This window comes from Burkholderia sp. MSMB1078WGS (assembly GCF_001528895.1).
Lineage (GTDB): Bacteria > Pseudomonadota > Gammaproteobacteria > Burkholderiales > Burkholderiaceae > Burkholderia.
The window spans coordinates 1-19,924 of the sequence record NZ_LPDI01000026.1 but is presented as its reverse complement, the minus strand read 5'-3'; the positions used below and the strand labels follow the sequence as shown (position 1 = coordinate 19,924).

Here is a 19,924-nt window from a genome sequence, read left to right as displayed (position 1 = left end):
GGGGTCGACGACGCGTGCCGACGGTCGTCGGCACGTCATACACTTTTGTCAGGATCCCCGTCTTCGCCATCGGCTGTTCCCATGTCCAAGCTGCACGCGTCGTCCACTCATCTCGTCCTGATTCCGAGCTACAACCCGGGCGCCAAGGTCGACACGACCGTGCGCCATGCGCGCGAGCAGTGGAATCCGGTGTGGGTCGTCGTCGACGGCAGCACCGACGGCAGCGCCGAACGGCTGCAGGCGATGGCCGAGCGCGATCCCGGCTTGCGCGTGATCGTGCTGCCGGAGAATCGCGGCAAGGGCGCCGCGGTGCTCGCGGGGCTCGACGCGGCCGCCGCGAGCGGCTTCACGCACGTGCTGACGATGGATTCCGATGGCCAGCATCCGGCCGACCTGATTCCCGCTTTCATGGCGGCATCGCAGGCCGCACCCGACGCGATGGTGCTCGGCGTGCCGAAGTTCGATGCGAGCGCGCCGCAGTTGCGCGTGCAGGGGCGCCGGCTGTCGAACGCGTGGGCCGACCTGGAGACGCTGTGGGCCGGGATCGGCGATTCGCTGTACGGCTTTCGAGTCTATCCGGTCGCGCCGCTGGCGGCGATCATGCGGCGCCAGCCGTGGATGCGCGGCTTCGACTTCGATCCCGAAGCGGCCGTGCGGCTGTGCTGGGCCGGCGTGCGCCCGATCCGCATCGACGCGCCGGTGCGCTATTTCGGCCGCCACGAAGGCGGCGTGTCGCACTTTCACTACGGCCGCGACAACGCGCTGCTCGCGTGGATGCACTTGCGTCTTTTCACCGGCTTCGCGATGCGGCTGCCGATGCTGGTCGCGCGCCGTTTGACGCGGCGCCGCGATCAGACGGCCTGAGCGCAGACCCGCCCGTTTTTCTTTCCGTTCGCTGCCCCGGCGTGCGGCGATTGCCGCGCTTTTGTCGTCGATATGGCGCCGGATCGGCGCGCCGTTTCAATCCGCTGCGTAATCAACGTGTCATCTAGTGTAAACATCTGGTAATTTTCTGCCGGATTATGCAAAATCGCCGCTCCCAAATACAACTATCGAGGGATTCCGGGATGCAACTCAAGAAAGCGGTGGCGGCGTGTGGCGTGGCGTTTCTGTTGAGCGCATGCGGCGGGGTACAGAACCTTGACGCGAACAGCCTGACGTCGGCGGGGACCAACCTGTTCAAGGCAGCGACGCTGTCGGACAGCGACATCGCGGCGCTGTCGAACGAATCGTGCAAGTCGAGCGACGCCGAATCGAAGATCGCACCGCCGAACAGCGCATACGCGAAGCGTCTGACGAAGGTGATGAAGGGCTTCGGCGACATGACGCTGAACGGCCAGAAGATCAACTACAAGGTCTATCTGACCAAGGACGTCAACGCATGGGCGATGGGCAACGGCTGCGTGCGCGTGTACAGCGGCCTGATGGACATGATGAACGACGACGAGCTGCGCGGCGTGATCGGCCATGAAATGGGCCACGTCGCACTCGGCCACTCGAAGAAGGCGATGCAGACGGCATACGCGGTGAGCGCGGCGCGCAGCGCGGCCGGCGCCGCGTCGCCGGGCGTGGCGGCGCTGTCGAGCTCGCAGCTCGGCGACATCACCGAGAAGTTCATCAACGCGCAGTTCTCGCAGTCGCAGGAAAGCGCGGCCGACGATTACTCGTTCGACTTGTTGAAGCAGAAGGGCATGAGCCAGAAGGGCCTCGTCACCGGCTTCCAGAAGCTCGCGCAGATGGACGGCGGCCAGAGCTCGATGATGAGCTCGCATCCATCGTCGGCGAGCCGTGCGCAGCACATCCAGGATCGCATCGCAAAAGGCAGTTGATCCCGCAACCGATCCCGCGGCCGATTGCGCAACGGATCGCCGGTCGTCGACGCAGGCGATCGGCACGCCAAATGAAAAACCCACGCTCGTTCGGGCGTGGGTTTTTTGTTTTTTCGGCGTGCACGTTGCCGCTTGCGGCACCATCCACGCGCGGTCGAACGACGACGCGTCCGTCGAGGCCGCGACCGACGCGAAGCTGCACGAGGCGATCGCGCTCGCGTCGCCCCAATACGATGTTTCTGCATCTGCACACGAGCGTGGTCGGGATGTTGCGCGAGCACATCTCGATCAACGTGGCCGGGATGACGATGGGGGACGAGCAGGCATCCGAGTTGCTGTTGTTGCAGCACCGGGCCGTGTGCGACGCGATTTGCGCGCACCGACCCGAAGAGGCGCGCACCGCGATGCAGACGCATATCGACTACGTGCGCAGCCATTTCGAGCGCAGCGGCGAGACGGCTTGAGATTGATCGGACCGGCGGGCGCGCCGGCCTGCGCGGCGGTGGGTGGGCGTCACGAGTCGCCCGGCAGTGCGGGTGGCGGCTGCGCGGCCCGGCCTACGCGGCCCGGCCCAATTGACCGGTTCGTCGGGCGCCCACTAGAATCGACCGGAACCGCCTGTCAGCCGCGCGCCGCGGCGATGATGTGCCCATTGATCCGACTGTCGAGGAAGCTTCCGTGCTCACATCCTTGATCCGGCGCGCATCGGCCGCGCCGTCGTGGCGCGCCGCATGCCGCCAGGCCCGCGCGCTGATCGTCTGCGCGCTGCTGCCGCTCGCTGCGTGCGCGACGCATCCGCCCGCCACTTCGCTCGATCGTCCCGTCTCCCACGCGTTGTCGGCCGATACCGCGACGCCGCTGCGCGATGCGCTGGCCGCGCCGGCAGCCGCGCATCCGGCGCAGTCGGGCTTCCGGCTGCTGGCCGACGGCGCCACCGCGTTGCAGATGCGCATCGCGCTCGCGCGTGCGGCGACGAAGACGCTCGACATGCAGTACTACATCGCGACCGAGGATACGACCGGCAAGCTGCTGCTCGCCGCGGCGCTGTACGCGGCCGATCGCGGCGTGCGCGTGCGGATGCTGGTCGACGACCTGAACTTCGACGATATCGACCGCGTGATGGCCGCGCTGAACACGCACCCGAACATCGAGATCCGCGTGTTCAACCCGTTCGGCGCATCGCAGCGCGGCGTGATGGAGCGCACGGCCAACTTCTTCACGCGGATCGACAGCTTCACGCGCCGGATGCACAACAAGGCGATGATCGCCGACAACCAGCTCGCGATCGTCGGCGGCCGCAATCTCGGCGACGAATACTTCAGTGCGAGCCCGACGCTGCAGTTCCGCGATCTCGACGTGCTGGCGGCCGGCCCCGTGACGCACGACATCTCGAAGAGCTTCGACGACTACTGGGCGAGCGCGAGCAGCTATCCGTTGCGTGCCCTCAATCATCAGACGTTCGATCCGAAGGATCTCGACGCGATGCGCGACGAACTGCGCGACCACTGGCGCAAGAATGCCGATCCGTACAACGCGAAGCCGCTGAACGCGACGCCGCTTGCACGACAGATCGCGCGCGACGAACTCGAACTCGTGTGGGCGCCGGCCGAATTCAAGGTCGACGCGCCGACCAAGGTCGCGCAGCCGACCGGCACGTACGTGAGCCCGCCGATGCAGCGCCTGGCCGAGCTGACGCGCGGCGCGCAGAAGGAATTCCTCGCGTTTTCGCCGTACTTCGTGCCGCACGACGTCGGCGTGAAAATCCTCGGCGACACGGTCGCGCGCGGCGTGCGCGTCGCGATCGTGACGAATTCGCTCGCGGCGACCGACGCGGTCGCGGTGCAGGCCGGCTATGCGCCGTATCGCGTGCCGTTGTTGCAGCGCGGCGTCGAGCTGTACGAATTCAAGTCGCAGCCGGACCAGCAGCCCGCGCGGCTGTTCGGCTCGCGCTCGCGCGCGAGCCTGCATGCGAAGGCGTACGTGATCGACCGGCAGATTCTCGTGATCGGCTCGCTGAACCTCGACCCGCGTTCCGCGCACCTGAACACCGAACTCGCGCTCGTGATCCACAGCCCGGTGCTCGCGCAGCAGGCCGCAGCGATCTTCGCGCGCGTGACGCAGCCGGACGAAAGCTACCGCGTCACGCTCGCGACGCGGGCCGACGGCAGCCCGCCCGCGCTCGAATGGACGGGCACCGAAGGCGGTCGCACCACCACCTATCACGTCGACCCGCATGCCGGGCTGCTGCGCAACATGATGACGGGCATCTTCACGCTGCTGCCGGTCGACGACCAGTTGTAAGGGCGAAAACGACTCCGGCAAAACCCGCGATACCGGTGCGCGGGGAAAGGTGATATGGTTGTGCGCGCAACGATGTGCATATCGTGAAGGGCGCCGCGGAACCCGTCGCATAATGCGGGCCGGAACGACGCCGAACGACGTACCGCCGCACGTGCGCGACACGCATCGCGCGCGGCGCCGGCGGACGATGGACGATGCGCACCGCCACTCGCCCGGGGCCGCGCGCCCCTCGCAACCGGAGTTCCCCATGCAACGTGTACCGAACCAGCCGTTCGCGCGTCCCACGCGCTTTTCCGAAGCCGAATGGCAGGCGCGTGTGCAGCTCGCGGCCGCCTACCGCATCTTCGACACCCTCGGCTGGACCGAGCTGATCTACAACCATATCTCGCTGCGCGTGCCGGGCGAGGACGGACATTTCCTGATCAACCCGTTCGGGCTCCATTACCGCGAGGTGTGCGCGTCGAATCTCGTGAAGATCGACATCGACGGCAACGTGATCGGCCACGCCGACTGGCCGATCAATCCGGCCGGCTTCACGTTCCACAGCGCGATCCATGCGGCGCTGCCCGATGCGCACTGCGTGATGCACGTGCATACGACACCCACGATGGCCGTGTGCTGTTCGCGCGACGGGCTGTCGTTCTCGAATTTCTATTCGGCGCAGCTGTACGGGAAGGTCGCGTATCACGACTTCGAAGGCATCACCGTGCATCTCGACGAGGGCCGGCGTATCGTCGAGAGCGCGGGCGGGCGGCCCGTGCTGCTGCTGCGCAACCACGGGCCCGTGACGATCGGCGCAACCCTCGCGCAGACGTTCTCGCTGATGTGGCTGCTCAATCGCGCGTGCGAGGTGCAGATCGCGACGCATGCGATCGGCGATGCGCTGCCGATTGCGCCGTCCGTGCTCGAAGGGTGCGTGCGCGATTCGCTGAATTTCGATCCGAAGCATGGCGCGGGACAGGACGCGTTCGACGCGCTGCAGCGTCTCGTCGACCGGATCGATCCGGGCTATCGCGCGTGACGCGGGCGGTGCGCCCGACGCGTGCGCCCGGCTAGAACCGGTAGCCGAGGCCGGCCTGGATCACGTCGGTGTCGCGATCGTAGCGCGTGACCACGCGGTTCCACGTGATGCGCGTGAGCCAGCGCTCGGAAATCCGGTAACTGGCCGAGATCGACACGATGCCGGAGAGCCGGCCGTCGCCCGGGCCCGGCTGGCCTTCGCGGTTGCGCTGGTTGACCGTTAAATACGCGCCGGCGCCCGCCGACAGCGTGGCCTTGTCGTTCAGGAACGCGCGCGTGAGCCACAGCTCGGACGCGATCCCGTTGCGGCGGACCGCCTGCTTCGCGCCTTCGTACATCCACGTCGCGGTCCAGTCGATCGAACGCGTGAGGCCGCGCCGGTATTCGACGCTGCCGCCGAGCGTCGACGGCGACGAGCGGCTGTTGAGAATCGTCTCGCCGAGCATCGCGGTGACTTCGTTGTTCGTGACCTTGCGCGTGCGCGGCAGCGCGGCGTCGCGCGGGCCCGGCGTGTCGGGCGCGTCGAGCTGGTAGCCGACGCCGAACATCACCGACGTCGTGTCGGGCCCGCTGAACACCTGTGCGCGATTGACCTGAAGCTGCGCGATCCAGCGGTGCGACGTGTAGTACGCGGCCCGCACGCTCATCAGCACGCCCCAGCCATGGGTATTCGAGTAACCGCGGCCTTCGGCGGCCGGAACCGTGTCGAAGTAGCGATACGGGCCCGCGCCGGCCGACAGCACCAGGCGGCGATTCTCCAGCGGCATGCGGCCCCAGAATTGCACCGCCTGGCCATCGCGATGGTGATTCGGAATGTGCCCTTCGTTGTACCACGTGAAGCCGAGCGCGGTGTGCGGGCTCAAGCCTTCCTGGTAATCGAACGCCCACGAATACGTGCGTTGGCCGCCGCCCCACAGTTGGCCGGCGAACAGCGAGAATTCCTGCGCGTCGACGGGCGCGCCGTAGAGGGCGGCGGCGGAGCAGAGACCCGCCAGCAGCGGGCGGACACGGACGGGGCGGGGCGGGCAGGGCATCGGGAGACGGGCCGGCACGGTTCACTTCCAGTCACGACAACATGCGGCATTTTCCTGCGCGGGAAAACACGTGTCGACCCGGGTTCGCGCAATAACGTATTACACGTATCGTGACAACCTGCTGGGTACGCGATCCGGTTTCGGCAACCGTCCGCACGCGCACCGATCGCGACTCGCGTGGGACGGAAAACGATTCGTCCTGCTTGGTATTCCGGAAAGGGCGCATGCGTGCGCGGCGCGCCGCTTGCCGCAGGGCACACGAAAAAAACGCGGCCGGGCGGCCGCGTGAATACTCGCAGACTCCTTCGGACGAAGGAAACAAGCAACTGTGAAACGAAGTGTAGCGAAAGGCCGTGCGCGGATTCAGCGGGCATGCTGCAAAGGTGTCTTCCAGGTTTCGGCAGGCTGCCCGGATCGACCGCAATCGACTACCATCCAGTGACGCGCCGCCGCCGGGGCGGCGTACCACGTCGTACAAGGAGAATCCATGCTCAAGCTGCGTTTGCTCCAGGTCGCGTTGTTCGCGGGCGTGCTGGCCGCCGGCGGCGCCGCCGCCGAAACGGTGCGCCTGTCCGCCAGTCTGCAGCCGTCGAGCGAAGTGCCGCCGACGGCGACCAAGGGGTCGGGCGCCGTCGCCGCCACCTACGACACGGCCACGCACATGCTGCAGTGGACGGTCACTTACGAACACCTCACGGGGCCGGCCACCGCCGCGCATTTTCACGGGCCCGCGCCGGTCGGCCAGAACGCCGGCGTGCAGGTGCCGGTTCCGAAGGACGAGCTGGCGAGCCCGATCAAGGGTTCGAAGGAACTCACCGATGCGCAGGTCACCGACCTGATGGGCGGCAAGTGGTACTTCAATATTCACACGAAGGAGCACCCGTCCGGCGAGATCCGCGGCCAGGTGATGCCGGCGAACTGAGCGCCGACGTTTGATATAGAGGCACTTGTCGAGCGACGCGGGAACGTTCGCACGTACCATCGTCACATTGCGATGACGGAGTGCGTCCGATGAGTTGGCAAAGCAAGTTCGCCTGCTGGCTGCTGCGCTGGCAGTTTCGTCCGGAAACCACGCGCGAGGTGCTCGACCCCGCGCGTGCCCGGCGCTTTACCGACCTGCGGATGATCGTGCCGCGCCGCGCGCCGTCGGGCTACCGGCTGCGCCAGTGCTACGGCGCCGGCGACGCGCCGCTGCGCGGCGAATGGCTCGAACGCACCGACGCGGGCGCGGCGCGCGGGCCCGGCCGCATGCTGCTGTATTTCCACGGCGGCGGTTACTACTTCTGTTCGACGAAAACCCACCGGCCGCTGGTGTTCGGCCTGACGAAGCGCGCGGGCGTGCGTTCGTTCTCGCTCGACTACCGGCTCGCGCCCGAAAACCGCTTCCCGGCCGCGCTCGACGATGCGCTCGCCGCATACCGGCAACTGCTGGCGCTCGGCACGCCGCCCGAGTCGATCGTGTTCGGCGGCGATTCGGCGGGCGGCGGCCTCGCGCTCGCGACGCTCGTCGCGCTGCGCGATCGCGGCGAGCCGCTGCCGGCCGGCGCGATCCTGTTCTCGCCGTGGACCGACCTGGCCGGTACCGGCGGCACGATGCGCGGCAACGACGGCCTCGACCCGATGTTTGCGGCCGCAGCGCTGCCGAAGGCCGCGAAGCTGTATCTCGGCGACGAGTCGGCAACCCATCCGTACGCCTCGCCGCTCTATGCGGATTTGGCGGGCCTGCCGCCGCTGTACATCCAGGTCGGCAGCACCGAGGTGCTGCTCGACGATTCGCGGCGCGTCGCCGAGAAGGCGAAGGCGGCCGGCGTGGCGGTGGAGATCGAGGTGTGGCCCGACATGCCGCACGTGTGGCAGCTGTACGCGCCGATGGTGCCGGAAGCGCGCGACGCGCTCGACCGCGCGGCCGCGTTCCTGCGCCGCGTCGCGGTCGAGCGCGCGGTTCAGCGCGTCGGCGAGGCGTCGATCGCCTGATAGGCGGCCTTGACCGCCACCGAGCCGTACTTGCGTTCGAGCCGGCGCACTGTGAAATGGCCGTGCGCCATCTGCTGGAAGTGGTCGATGAACAGCGTGTTGACGGTCGCGCCGAGCACGGCGCCGATCGCCGGGATCGACTTCGCGGCCATCTGCTCGGTCACCTGCACCGAGAAGCGCGACGCCACCGTCTGCACGAGCTTGAACACGGCCGCCGAGCTGTGCGCGGCGATGCCTTTCGCCGTGATGTCCGACGACGCCTTCGAGATCGCCTGCGCGAGCGCGCCGCGCAGCACGAAATAGCCGAGATCGGCGTCCTCCTCCTGCTTGTCCGAATTGCCGCCCATGCCGAGCACGGCCAGGCATTGCAACTGCGTATCGACCGACGTCAGGTTCTCGCCCTCGCTGCGCGCGATGTCGCACACCGAGCGGAAGATCAGCGTGGTCGTCACCGGCAGCTCGACCGGCAGCGCGAGAAAGCCGAACGCGCCGCCCGCCGCGCCGGTCGTCGCGACCGCGAGCTTGTGCAGCAGGTTGCTGGGCTTCTCGGGCTCGGCGTCCGGCGACGGCGGCTTGCCGAGCGTGCGCAGCGCGATGTTCAGGCACTTGCGCAGCGCAAGCTGCGTCGCATCGTTGATCTTGCCGGTCGCGAAATCCGGCAGCCGCGCGATCATTTTCTCGACCGGCGCGCCGAGCACGCCCGTCAGCTTCATCGTCAGCGACGGGCTTTCCAGCACCTGTTTCGCGCGCCGCAGCGCGTCCCGATCCTCCGGCGACAGCGTCGCGGCGGGGGTGATTGAAATCGGTTCCATCTTTCTCCTTGGCGTGAACGAGGCCCTGAACCATCGCCGGCCTAGATTACTCCGGCATGCTACAATTTTGAGATAATTTGACTCGGCAAAAGTTGCATCGACAAAAAAATGGCCGTCCATACTGCCGCCCACCATTCGAGCGGGCAAGTCCTGCCGTTCCGCGAATCGCTGCTGGCGATGATCGGGATCTCGTTCGTCACCATGCTGGTCGCGCTGGACCAGACGGTCGTCGGCACCGCGCTGCCGACCATCGTCGCCGAACTTCGCGGCTTCGACCTGTACGCGTGGGTCGCGACCTCGTACCTGCTCAGTTCCGTGATCACGGTGCCGATCTTCGGCCGGCTCGGCGACTATTACGGCCGCAAGCCGTTCGTGATCGCGTCGATCGTCGTGTTCACCGGTGCGTCGGTGCTCTGCGGGATGGCCAACGACATGCTGTACCTCGTGCTCGCGCGCGGGCTGCAGGGCATCGGCGGCGGGATGCTGGTCGGCACCGCGTTCGCATGCATTCCCGACCTGTTCCCCGATTCCGTCGTGCGGCTGCGCTGGCAGGTGCTGATGAGCTCCGCGTTCGGCATCGCGAACGCGGTCGGCCCGTCTCTCGGCGGGTTTCTGACCCAGTCGTTCGGCTGGCGCTCCGTGTTCTACGTGAACTTGCCGATCGGCATCCTGTCGCTGATCTTCGTGTGGCGCTACCTGCCGCACCTGCGCCACGTCGAGCACGATCGCAAGATGCGGCTCGACTGGCCGGGCGCGCTGCTGATCGCGCTGTCGCTCGGCGCGCTGCAACTGTTCGTCGAATGGCTGCCGAAGTACGGCGTCGCGAGCTGGGCGTCGCTGCTGCTCGTCGTCGCGGTCGCGGCCGGCGTCGGCCTGTGGCACTGGGAGAAGCGCTGCGCGCAGCCGATCCTGCCGTTCGACATGTTCAGCAATCGCGCGCTGTCGGCGCTGTTCGTGCTCGCGATCCTCGCCGGTTTCTCGATGTTCTCGCTGCTGTTCTACGCGCCGCTGCTGTTCCAGGGCGGCTTCGGGATGTCGCCGAAGGAGGCCGGGCTCGTGATCACGCCGCTCGTCGTGTTCATCACGATCGGCAGCATCATGAACGGCCGCGTCGTCACGCGCATCCGTCATCCGAACACGATGCTGCACGTCGGCTTCGTGCTGTTCGCGCTCGCATGCGCGGGCGTCGTCGTGGCGACCCACACGACGCCGGCCTGGGTGCTGATGGCGCTGATGGTCGCGGGCGGCATCGGGCTCGGCTTCGTGCTGCCGAACCTCACCGTGTTCGCGCAGCAGACGGCCGGCCGCGAGCACCTCGGCATCGCGACGGCGCTGCTGCAGTCGCTGCGGATGGTCGGCGGAATGCTCGGCACCGCGCTCACGGGCACGCTCGTCAACCAGATGTATTCGAGCGGCGTGCGCAGCGCGCTGTCGGCCGACCACGCGATGCAGTGGCACGCGCGGCTCGCCGATCCGCAGATCCTGATCGATCGCGCGGCGCAGGGCGGTCTCGTCGCGGAATTGACGCGTGCCGGGCATAATGGCGCGCTGCTGCTGGAAGCGGCCCGCGAATCGCTGGTCGGCGCGATTCACCTGGGTGTCGCGATGGCGGCCGTCGTCGCCGTGGTGTCGGTATGGCAGTGCCGCCGCGTGCCGCCGATCGCGCTGCGGCGCAAGATCGAACCGCACGTCGCGGCCGATTGACCGATCGGGCGATCGAGCGATTCGACGACTCAACGATTCACCGGAACGAAATCAGCGCATGGAAGAACAGGACCGCGTCGCGATCTTGCAGCAATTCGGACGCACGTATCGCGCGTTCATGACCGCATTCGAAGCGCACGTCGGGCAACCGATGCCGCGCTGGCGCATCATGGTCGCGCTGCACACGATGGACGGGCATTCGTCGCAGAAGAAGCTCGTCGAAGTGCTGCGCATCGATCCGGGCGCACTCACGCGCCAGCTGAAGTCGCTCGACGCGCTCGGCTGGATCAAGCGCGAATCGGACGCGCGCGACAACCGCGTGACCAACGTCACGCTGACGGACGCAGGCCGTGCGGCGTTCGATGCCTGCCTGCCGCGCCGCAAGGCGTTTCTCGAACAGACGATGGCGCAACTGCCGGACGACGTGCTCAATGCGCTGTCGGGTGCGCTCGCGATGCTGGAATCGCGGATCGCGGACGTCGGGTCGACGCCGGTCGTGCGTTGACGTGCGGCGCCGGGCGGCACGTCAGTGCCGCCGGCCGCCGCTTCGTTTCCTTCCGATCGAGTGCGGGTTTACAGTTCGATGCGCGTGCCGAGCAGCGCGAGGAACTGCGCAAGCCACGCCGGATGCGCGGGCCACGCGGGCGCGGTGACGAACGGCGCGTCGGTCACGGCCGCGTCGACCGGGATGTCCGCGTATTCGCCGCCCGCGAGCTTCACCTCCGGCGCGCAGGCCGGGTACGCCGAAATGCGCTTGCCGCGGATCACGTCCGCGGCCGCGAGCAGTTGCGCCGCGTGGCAGATCGCCGCGATCGGCTTGCCGGCTTCGGCGAACTCGCGCACGAGCGAGATCACCTTCGGATCGAGTCGCAGGTACTCCGGCGCACGGCCGCCCGCGATCGCGAGCGCGTCGTAGCGCGCCGCATTCAGCGTGAACTGATGGCCGGGCTTCTCGGTGTAGGTCTGGTCACCCTCGAAATCGTGGATCGCGGTCTTGATCTTGTCGCCCGCGCGCTTGCCCGGGCAGACTGCGTCGACGTGGTGGCCGACGGCCTGCAGCGCCTGGAACGGCACCATCGTTTCGTAGTCTTCGGCGAAATCGCCGGTCAGGAACAGGATCTTCTTCGCGGCCATGGCTTTCTCCAGTGAAGCAGCGTTGAAGGCCCGGCCGCGCCGTGCATGACGGCGACGACGGGCCCCGAGGACGAAAGCGCAGTGTACTCCGGCAGATTGAAGCGCGCGTGACGGCCGCCCCGCGCGAGCGGCAGGGCGGCGGCGCGCGCGGCGTGCGTCAAAAGAAGGTCTCGACGACTTCCGTCACGCGGAATTGCGGATCGAGCACGAGTACCTGGCGCCATTTGTCGAACGTCAGGCACGGATGCGAGATGTCGAACGCGACCATGTCGCCGACCTTCACGTCCGCGCCCGGCGGAATCTGCAGGTACGCGTGCTGATCCATCATCCCGGTGACGGCCCAGCCTTCGGCGGCGGCGACGTCGCGCGGCGCGGTGTCGCGGCCCGGACGGAAGTGGCGCGCCGGCTCGGGCAGGCCCGCGTCGAACGCCGCATCGCGCTTGCCGAGTGCGACGATCGCACGATCCTGCTCCGGCACCGACTGCACGTACGCCCACAGCTGCAGCGCCGGCAGCAGCCCTTCGCCCATCGAGCGGGCGATCGGATTGCGCGCGAACACGTCGGTCTGCGCCTTCTTGTAGATGCCGACATCGTGCGTCAGGTAGCAGCCCGGCCGCAGCACGACTTCCGCGAAGCCCGCGTCGGACGCCTTCTTGAATTCTTCCGCGACCACGTCGTACCACGCCGAACCGGCGCCGGACAGGATCGCCGGCGTGCGCGCGAAGCGGCCGGCTTCGGCCAGCTCGCGCGTGAGCGCGACTGCCTGCTGCAGGAATGCGCGGATCTCGCCTTCCTCTTTCAGCACGCCTTCATAGAGTTCGATGCCGGCCAGCTTCAGCGTGTCCGGATAGCGCGCGATCGCGGCCAGCACGGCCTCGCGTTGCGCGGCGTCGCGTACGCCCGCGCGGCCGCCCGGCACGCCGAGCTCGATCAGCACGTTCAGCGATTTCTTCGCGTCGCCGAAGAAGCGGCCGAGCTGATCGACGCTGTCCGCGGAATCGACGAGACAGAAGAATTCGAAATCGGGATCGGACAGCAGCCCCGCGATGATCGTCATGTTCTGGCGGCCGATCAGCTGGTTCGCGAGCAGCACGCGCCGCACGCCGCCGTGATACGCGGCCTGCGTCTGGTGCGCGGTCGCGAGCGTGATGCCCCACGCGCCGGCGTCGAGCTGGCGGCGGAACAGTTGCGGCGCCATCGTCGTCTTGCCGTGCGGCGCGAACTTGACGCCGTATTTCTGTACGAACGCCTGCATCCAGTTCAGGTTGTGCTCGACGCGATCCGCGTAAAGCACGGCGGCCGGCAGGCTGACGTCTTCCGCGAGCAGATTCCATTCGAGCCGGCCCGCGTCGCCGAGCGGCACGCTCGCGCTCGGCAGATTGCCCAGGCCCTTGCCGAACGGATCGATCGTCGCTTCCTGATAGTTTGTAACTTTCATGTCATCCCGCTCCATCATCACTATGCATTGCACTGAAGTTGACATGCAGATGGTACAGAAAGTAGCATCGGCGCGGTGATGTTATTTAATAACATCCGGCTCGCACCCTTTTCCGCCGATGAATACGCCTGCTTCCCCGTCCGCTTCGCCCGCGGCCGAGCCCCATCCGGCTCAGGCCGCCCCGCCGGTCCTCGACATCGTCGCGCGGATCGCCGAATGCGCGCCCGAGTTGCGCGAAGCCGAGCGCAAGGTCGCCGCGTTCATCCTCGCCGATCTGGCGCGCGCCGCGCATGCGAGTATCGGCGCGCTCGCGCGCGACGCGGAGGTCAGCGTCGCGACGGTCACGCGTTTCGCGAAGGCCGTCGGCTGCCGCGACGTGCGCGAGCTGAAGGTGCTCGTCGCGCAGGCGGCGGCCGTCGGCCAGCGCTTTCTGGTGCCGTCCGACGACGCGCCGGCCGACGACACGAGCCCCGCGTCGATGGTCTACGACGAGATTCGCGTGGCGCTCGCGCACAACCACCAGCTGCTGCGCAACACGTCGTTCGACGCGGCGGCCGACTTGCTCGCCGGCGCGAAAATGACCTACGTGTACGGGCAGGGCGGCGGCTCGACCGCCCTTGCCGACGAGCTGCGCTTCCGGCTCGTGCGGTTCGGCCGGCCGGTCGCGAGCTACCAGGACAGCCTGCTGCAGCGGATGGTGGCCGCGACGCTGGCGGGCGACACCGTCGTCGTCGCGTTGTCGGTGAGCGGGCGCGTGCCCGAGCTGCTCGAGAGCTGCCGGCTCGCGAAGCGCTACGGCGCGAAGCTGATCGCGATCACCGCGCCGGCGTCGCCGCTCGCGACGCTCGCCGACCATCTGATTCCCGTCGTCGCATTCGAAACCGATTTCATTTACAAGCCTTCGACATCGCGCTACGCGATGATGATGGCGATCGACGTGCTCGTCACCGGCGTCGCATTGCGGCTCGGCGATGCGGGCCGGGAATCGCTGCGCCGCATCAAGCACGCGCTCGATGCGCATCGCGGCGGCGGAGACCGTCAACCGGTAGGAGACTGACCATGCATTCGCATCCCGAAGCGGCCGATACGCTGATCGTCGGCGCGCAACTGTACGACGGCACCGGCGCACCGCCCGTCACGCGCGACGTCGCGATCCGCAACGGCCTGATCGCGGCGATCGGCAACCTGTCGAACTGGCTCGCCGAGACCGTCGTCGACGCGAACGGCCGTGCGCTGGCGCCGGGTTTCGTCGACGTGCACACGCACGACGACACGCACGTGATCCGCGCGCCGGAGATGATCCCGAAGATCTCGCAGGGCGTGACGACCGTGATCGTCGGCAACTGCGGGATCAGCGCCGCGCCGGTGACGCTCGCGGGCGATCCGCCCGACCCGATGAACCTGCTCGGCGAGCGCGGCGCGTTCCGGTACCCGAGCTTCGCCGCTTACGTCGCGGCCGTGAACGATGCGCGCCCGGCCGTAAACGTCGCGGCGCTCGTCGGCCATACGGCGCTGCGCAACAACCAGATGGACCGCCTCGACCGTGCGGCGACCGATGGCGAGATCGCCGGCATGCGCGCGCAGCTCGAGGAGGCGCTCGCGAACGGCGCGCTCGGCCTGTCGTCGGGTCTCGCATACGGCTCCGCGTTCGCCGCGCCGACCGAGGAAGTGATGGCGCTCGCCGAGCCGCTCGCCAAGGCCGGCGCGCTGTACACGACGCACATGCGCACCGAATTCGACGCGATCCTCGATGCGATGGACGAGGCCTATCGCGTCGGCCGCCACGCGCAGGTGCCGGTCGTGATCTCGCACCTGAAGTGCGCGGGCCCGTCGAACTGGGGGCGCAGTACCGAGGTGCTCGCGTCGCTCGACGGTGCGCGCCGCTACCAGCCGGTCGGCTGCGACTGCTATCCGTACAGCCGCAGTTCGTCGACGCTCGACCTGAAGCAGGTGACGGGCGACATCGACATCACGATCACGTGGTCGGAGCCGCACCCGGAAGTCGCGGGCAAGCTGCTGAAGGCGATCGCGGCCGACTGGGGCGTGACCGAGCAGGAGGCCGCGCAGCGCATTCGCCCGGCGGGCGCCGTGTACCACAACATGTCCGAGGACGACGTGCGCCGGATCCTGTCGCATCCGGCGACGATGGTCGGCTCCGACGGGCTGCCGAACGATCCGCTGCCGCATCCGCGGTTGTGGGGCGCGTTCCCGCGCGTGCTCGGCCACTACGTGCGCGACACGAACCTGCTGCCGCTCGAGGAGGCGATCCGCAAGATGACGTCGCTGTCCGCGCGCCGCTTCGGGCTTGCGCGCCGCGGCGAGGTGCACGTCGGCTACCACGCCGATCTCGTGCTGTTCGATCCGGCGCGCGTGATCGACGCCGCGACGTTCGACAAGCCGCAACAGCCCGCGCACGGGATCGACGCCGTGTGGGTGAACGGCGTGCTGACTTATGAAAACGGCCAGCCGACCGGCGAGCGCGCGGGCGGTTTCGTCGCGCGCGGCGAGCGCGTGCCGGCCAGTGCCGATGCGGCGTTCTGAACGCTCGCATTCCGATCTTCCATGCGCGCCGCAGCAGCCGGCGCGCGCATCCGCAACCGAGCGTTGCATGGGACCGGAGTAGGCGCCGAAGCGCCAACTCGGGTCGACAAACGAGGAGTGAAACGATGAAGCGATATGGCGTAGGCGAAGCGAAGGGGACTGGCGGCCAGGTGATGCCGTTCGCGCGGGCGGTGGAGGCAGATGGCTGGCTGTACGTGTCGGGCCAGACGCCGATGGTGAACGGCGAGGTCGTCGAAGGCGGGATCGTCACGCAGTCGAAGCAGGCGATCGAGAACGTGATCGCGATCCTGAAGGAAGCCGGCTACGGCCTCGAGCACGTCGTGCGCTGCGGCGTGTGGCTCGACGACGCGCGCGACTTCGCGTCGTTCAACAAGGTGTTCATCTCGTATTTCGGCGAGAACCCGCCGGCACGCGCGTGCGTGCAGTCGAGCATGGTCATCGACTGCAAGGTCGAGGTCGATTGCATCGCTTACAAGGCGCCGGCGAAGTAACGCGGCGAGGGCGGTTCGTTGTGCAACGGGGCCGGCGCATGGATGTGCGCCGGCCCCGTTGCGTTGAGGCGCTTTCGATCGATTTCTGATTTATCGCCTTTCCTGCGCAAAGAACAACGCAAATCCACGCCTCGCATCGGCTAATCGCGAATCTTGTCGGAAGATTGCCGCAGCCTTGCGTGTGGCCGATGCGAGTCGGCATTGGCGGGCCGCGAAATGCCCGCCAGCGTCACTTCATTTACTGCCGCGCCGTCCGCGCGTTGTCCGGCATCGGCTGGTTGTAGTTCGTGCGGAACGGGTTGATGTCGAGCCCGCCGCGGCGCGTATAGCGCGCATACACCGCGAGCTTCACCGGTTTGCACGCATGCAGGATGTCGAGGAAGATCCGCTCGACGCATTGCTCGTGAAAGCCCGTGTGATTGCGAAACGAGATGATGTAGCGCAGCAGTCCCGCGTGGTCGATCTGCGGCCCGACGTAATGGATCTGCACGCTGCCCCAGTCGGGCTGGCCCGTGACCGGGCAGTTCGAGCGCAGCAGGTCGGACACGAGCGTCTCCTCGACGGGCGCTTCGTCCTCGGCGGCTGACAGCAGCGACGGATCCGGTTCGTACACGTCGGTGTCGAGATCGAGCCGGTCGAGCGACAGCCCGTCGAGCTCGTCCATCTCCAGCTTGCGGAAATCGTGCGCCGGCACCAGTTGCACCGATACGCTCGCGCCGCATGCTGCCGACACGTCGCGCTTCAGTACGTCGCGCACCGCGTCGATCGAGTCGAACTTCGACTGCGCGAACGAACCGAGATACAGCTTGAACGACTTCGATTCGACGATGTTCGGCGATTCGGCGGGCACGTAGAACGTCGCGATCGCGACCTGCGGCTTGCCGCGCGCGTTGAGCCACGACAGTTCGTACGCGTTCCAGATGTCGGTGCCGAAGAACGGCAGCGCCGACGTGATGCCGAGCTGCTCGCGCGCGCCGGCGCGCGGGATCGGGAACAGCAGCGACGCGTCGTACTGCGTCGCGTAGACGGTGGCCTTGCCGAGCGGGGAATGTTCGGGATTCATCGTGTGACGCCTTTACGACAGGAAGAGGCGGTACGCCGGGTTGGCGCTCTCTTCGACATACGGATAGCCGAGCGCCGCGAGGAAGCGTTCGAACTCGGCGCGATCGGCCTGCGGCACCTGCAGCCCGACGAGGATCGAGCTGTAGTCCGCGCCCTGATTGCGGTAGTGGAACAGGCTGATGTTCCAGTCCGGCGCCATCGACGACAGGAACTTCATCAGCGCGCCCGGCCGCTCGGGGAATTCGAAGCGGAACAGGCGTTCGTCGAGCGCGAGCGGCGAGCGGCCGCCGACCATGTAGCGGATGTGTTCCTTCGACAGCTCGTCGTGCGTCAGGTCGACGCTCTTGAAGCCGTGCGATTCGAAGTTCGCGGCGATCTCCGCCGATTCGTCGCGACGGCGGATCTGCACGCCGACGAAGATGTGCGCGGATTGCGCATCGGCGATCCGGTAGTTGAACTCGGTGACGTTGCGATCGCCGACCAGCGAGCAGAAGCGCTTGAAGCTGCCGCGTTCCTCGGGGATCGTGACCGCGAACACGGCTTCGCGTGCCTCGCCCACTTCCGCGCGCTCGGCGACGAAGCGCATCCGGTCGAAGTTCATGTTCGCGCCGGACGTGACCGCGACGAGCGTCCGGTTCTCGATGCCTTCGCGTTCCGCGTACAGCTTCGCGCCCGCGACCGCGAGCGCGCCGGACGGCTCGAGCACGCTGCGCGTGTCCTGGAACACGTCCTTGATCGCCGCGCACAGCGCGTCGGTGTTGACCGTCACGACGCCGTCGAGGAACTCGCGGCACAGCCGGAAAGTTTCCTCGCCGACGAGCTTCACCGCGGTGCCGTCCGCGAACAGGCCGACTTCGCTCAGCTCGATGCGCTCGCCCGCGTCGAGCGACTGCGCCATCGCGCACGAATCCTCGGCCTGCACGCCGATCACCTTGATCTCCGGGCGCACCGCCTTCACGTACGCGGCGACGCCGGAGGCGAGCCCGCCGCCGCCGATCGGCACGAAGATCGCGTGGATCGGGCCCTGGTGCTGGCGCAGGATCTCCATCGCGATCGTGCCCTGGCCTGCGATCACGTACGGATCGTCGAACGGGTGGACGAACGTGAGGTCGCGCTCCTGCTGGACCTTGATCGCGTGCGCGTACGCATCGCTGTACGATTCGCCCGCCTGGATCACCTCGACGCTCGGGCCGCCGTGCGCGCGCACCGCGTCGACCTTCACCTGCGGCGTCGTGACGGGCACGACGATCACGGCCTTGACGCCCATCCGCGCCGCCGAGAACGCGACGCCCTGCGCGTGGTTGCCGGCCGACGCGGTAATCACGCCGCGCGCGAGCGCGTCCGCCGGAATGTGCGCCATCTTGTTGTACGCGCCGCGCAGCTTGAACGAGAACACCGGCTGGTTGTCCTCGCGCTTCAGGTAAACGGCGTTGCGCAGCCGGGCCGACAGGTTGCGGGCCGGTTCGAGTTCCGTCTCGAGCGCGACGTCGTAGACGCGCGCGGTGAGGATTTTCTTCAGGTAATCGTGGGATGCCATGGGCGCTCGCGTGCAGTGCGGATGCAGACGGTAAAGGGTCAATGATAGCGCCAAGGGTCCGCCCGCACGCAAGCGGCATGCCGGGCGGGCGGGCGTCGGCGGTCGTGCGCGCGTGCGGGCAACGCATTCGCGCCGTCGGGCACCCGCTTTTTACCGGTTTAACCGCACGGTTACCGACCGGACGGACGGCGAATGATCGCATGAAACCGCGCGCAACCCCGCCCGGCGCGGCGCGCGGCGATAGCCCCACGACCTGTCCGGCGTGTCACGGGCGGCCCGATCATGGGTTAGAATTCCGTTTTGAATCAAGGATTCGGAAGATGCAGAGGCACCCTCGGATCGCACCGTTGAAGCCGACGCCGCGCGCAGCCAGCCCCGCGGCCGAACGGCATGCGCGCCGCGCGCGATCGTGCTGATGATTCCGAGTGCCGCCAGGCCCTGTCGCCGGCCAGGAGGGGCGAGTCGCCCGCTCCGGCCCCATGAAGGACAGCCGCGCGCCTGGTAACCAGAACAGATTTCCCCAAGATTGCGCCCACGCGCTTGCCGACGCCCGTGCACGGGGTATCGGCCCTCCGAGTCGTCCGAACATGAACGCACCACAAGTTTTCGATCCGCATGGCGCGGCCGCCGCCGTCGCCGCCGACCCCGCGCCCCGCTTGCGCGAGATTCCCTACAACTACACGTCCTTCTCGGATCGCGAGATCGTGATCCGCCTGCTCGGCGAGGAGGCGTGGTCGGTGCTCGACGAGCTGCGTGCCGAGCGCCGCACGGGCCGCTCGGCACGGATGCTGTATGAAGTGCTCGGCGACATCTGGGTCGTGCGTCGCAACCCGTACCTGCAGGACGACCTGCTCGACAACCCGAAGCGCCGCGCGTTGCTGATCGAGGCGCTGAACCACCGCCTGACCGAGATCGGCAAGCGCCGCAGTGCGGATCTCACCGAGCATCGCGACGACGCCGGCCGCGAACGCGCATCGCGCGTCGAGATGCTGGAGACGGCCGCGCAGCGCGCGGTCGACGAGTTCG

18 protein-coding genes and 1 pseudogene are annotated in these 19,924 nt (G+C 67.7%); 13 read left to right on the top strand and 6 right to left on the bottom strand.

Going from position 1 to position 19,924, the window contains the following annotated elements:
- Positions 1–81: 81 nt before the first annotated feature.
- The 5 genes and pseudogenes from WT24_RS06590 (at position 82) to WT24_RS06570 (ending at position 5,151) form a co-directional block, all read left to right on the top strand.
- Entirely contained in the window at positions 82–864 is a 783-nt protein-coding gene (locus WT24_RS06590; RefSeq protein ID WP_060032130.1) for a glycosyltransferase family 2 protein, read from the top strand.
- 203 nt (positions 865–1,067) lie between these two features.
- Positions 1,068–1,829, top strand: coding sequence for a M48 family metalloprotease (locus tag WT24_RS06585; RefSeq protein ID WP_059504408.1), 762 nt, complete (start codon positions 1,068–1,070; stop codon positions 1,827–1,829).
- 148 nt (positions 1,830–1,977) lie between these two features.
- A pseudogene (locus WT24_RS06580) lies at positions 1,978–2,293 on the top strand (FadR/GntR family transcriptional regulator); the annotation flags it as partial.
- A 214-nt stretch (positions 2,294–2,507) separates the two neighbouring features.
- The gene (locus tag WT24_RS06575) at positions 2,508–4,130 is read left to right on the top strand and encodes a phospholipase D family protein (RefSeq protein ID WP_059504410.1); all 1,623 of its coding nucleotides are present in this window, start codon (positions 2,508–2,510) and stop codon (positions 4,128–4,130) included.
- Between the two features lie 247 nt (positions 4,131–4,377).
- Positions 4,378–5,151: a class II aldolase/adducin family protein gene (locus tag WT24_RS06570; RefSeq protein WP_060032147.1), complete on the top strand. Its 774-nt coding sequence runs from the start codon at positions 4,378–4,380 to the stop codon at positions 5,149–5,151.
- A gap of 31 nt (positions 5,152–5,182) precedes the next feature.
- Here the strand turns inward: WT24_RS06570 and WT24_RS06565 are convergent, their stop codons facing one another.
- Positions 5,183–6,184 (bottom strand): hypothetical protein, encoded by a 1,002-nt coding sequence (locus WT24_RS06565; RefSeq protein WP_060032128.1) that lies wholly within the window; start codon positions 6,182–6,184, stop codon positions 5,183–5,185.
- 487 nt (positions 6,185–6,671) lie between these two features.
- Here WT24_RS06565 and WT24_RS06560 point away from each other — a divergent pair, with 487 nt between their 5' ends.
- The gene (locus tag WT24_RS06560) at positions 6,672–7,106 is read left to right on the top strand and encodes a CHRD domain-containing protein (protein WP_059789083.1); all 435 of its coding nucleotides are present in this window, start codon (positions 6,672–6,674) and stop codon (positions 7,104–7,106) included.
- 89 nt (positions 7,107–7,195) lie between these two features.
- Positions 7,196–8,158, top strand: coding sequence for an alpha/beta hydrolase (locus tag WT24_RS06555; RefSeq protein WP_059504418.1), 963 nt, complete (start codon positions 7,196–7,198; stop codon positions 8,156–8,158).
- Here the strand turns inward: WT24_RS06555 and WT24_RS06550 are convergent.
- Positions 8,128–8,970, bottom strand: a complete 843-nt coding sequence (locus WT24_RS06550; protein WP_060032125.1) for an EcsC family protein — start codon at positions 8,968–8,970, stop codon at positions 8,128–8,130. The genes WT24_RS06555 and WT24_RS06550 overlap by 31 nt on opposite strands.
- Positions 8,971–9,078: 108 nt before the next feature.
- Between WT24_RS06550 and WT24_RS06545 the strand changes: the two genes are divergently transcribed.
- Both WT24_RS06545 and WT24_RS06540 read left to right on the top strand, forming a co-directional pair.
- Positions 9,079–10,674, top strand: coding sequence for an MDR family MFS transporter (locus WT24_RS06545; RefSeq protein WP_060032123.1), 1,596 nt, complete (start codon positions 9,079–9,081; stop codon positions 10,672–10,674).
- Between the two features lie 58 nt (positions 10,675–10,732).
- Positions 10,733–11,179 (top strand): MarR family winged helix-turn-helix transcriptional regulator, encoded by a 447-nt coding sequence (locus WT24_RS06540; RefSeq protein WP_060032120.1) that lies wholly within the window; start codon positions 10,733–10,735, stop codon positions 11,177–11,179.
- A gap of 68 nt (positions 11,180–11,247) precedes the next feature.
- Here the strand turns inward: WT24_RS06540 and WT24_RS06535 are convergent, their stop codons facing one another.
- A complete protein-coding gene (locus tag WT24_RS06535; protein ID WP_060032117.1) occupies positions 11,248–11,808 on the bottom strand; it encodes a DJ-1/PfpI family protein in 561 nt (186 codons plus the stop codon).
- Positions 11,809–11,965: 157 nt separating this feature from the next.
- Positions 11,966–13,246, bottom strand: coding sequence for an amino acid deaminase (locus tag WT24_RS06530; RefSeq protein ID WP_059504426.1), 1,281 nt, complete (start codon positions 13,244–13,246; stop codon positions 11,966–11,968).
- A gap of 118 nt (positions 13,247–13,364) precedes the next feature.
- Here WT24_RS06530 and WT24_RS06525 point away from each other — a divergent pair, with 118 nt between their 5' ends.
- From WT24_RS06525 to WT24_RS06515, 3 genes are all read left to right on the top strand, one after another.
- Positions 13,365–14,303 (top strand): MurR/RpiR family transcriptional regulator, encoded by a 939-nt coding sequence (locus tag WT24_RS06525; protein WP_060032115.1) that lies wholly within the window; start codon positions 13,365–13,367, stop codon positions 14,301–14,303.
- A gap of 2 nt (positions 14,304–14,305) precedes the next feature.
- Positions 14,306–15,787, top strand: a complete 1,482-nt coding sequence (locus WT24_RS06520) for an amidohydrolase family protein (RefSeq protein WP_059504430.1) — start codon at positions 14,306–14,308, stop codon at positions 15,785–15,787.
- 125 nt (positions 15,788–15,912) lie between these two features.
- Positions 15,913–16,299, top strand: coding sequence for a RidA family protein (locus WT24_RS06515; protein WP_006497391.1), 387 nt, complete (start codon positions 15,913–15,915; stop codon positions 16,297–16,299).
- A 238-nt stretch (positions 16,300–16,537) separates the two neighbouring features.
- On the opposite strand, the gene queF is transcribed toward WT24_RS06515, so the two are convergent.
- A complete protein-coding gene (gene queF, locus WT24_RS06510; RefSeq protein WP_059504434.1) occupies positions 16,538–17,362 on the bottom strand; it encodes an NADPH-dependent 7-cyano-7-deazaguanine reductase QueF in 825 nt (274 codons plus the stop codon).
- A 12-nt stretch (positions 17,363–17,374) separates the two neighbouring features.
- Positions 17,375–18,898, bottom strand: a complete 1,524-nt coding sequence (gene ilvA / locus WT24_RS06505; RefSeq protein WP_059504436.1) for a threonine ammonia-lyase, biosynthetic — start codon at positions 18,896–18,898, stop codon at positions 17,375–17,377.
- Positions 18,899–19,485: 587 nt separating this feature from the next.
- Here ilvA and WT24_RS06500 point away from each other — a divergent pair.
- On the top strand, positions 19,486–19,924 hold a 439-nt coding region (locus tag WT24_RS06500; RefSeq protein WP_156440472.1), incomplete at its 3' end, for a DUF3683 domain-containing protein.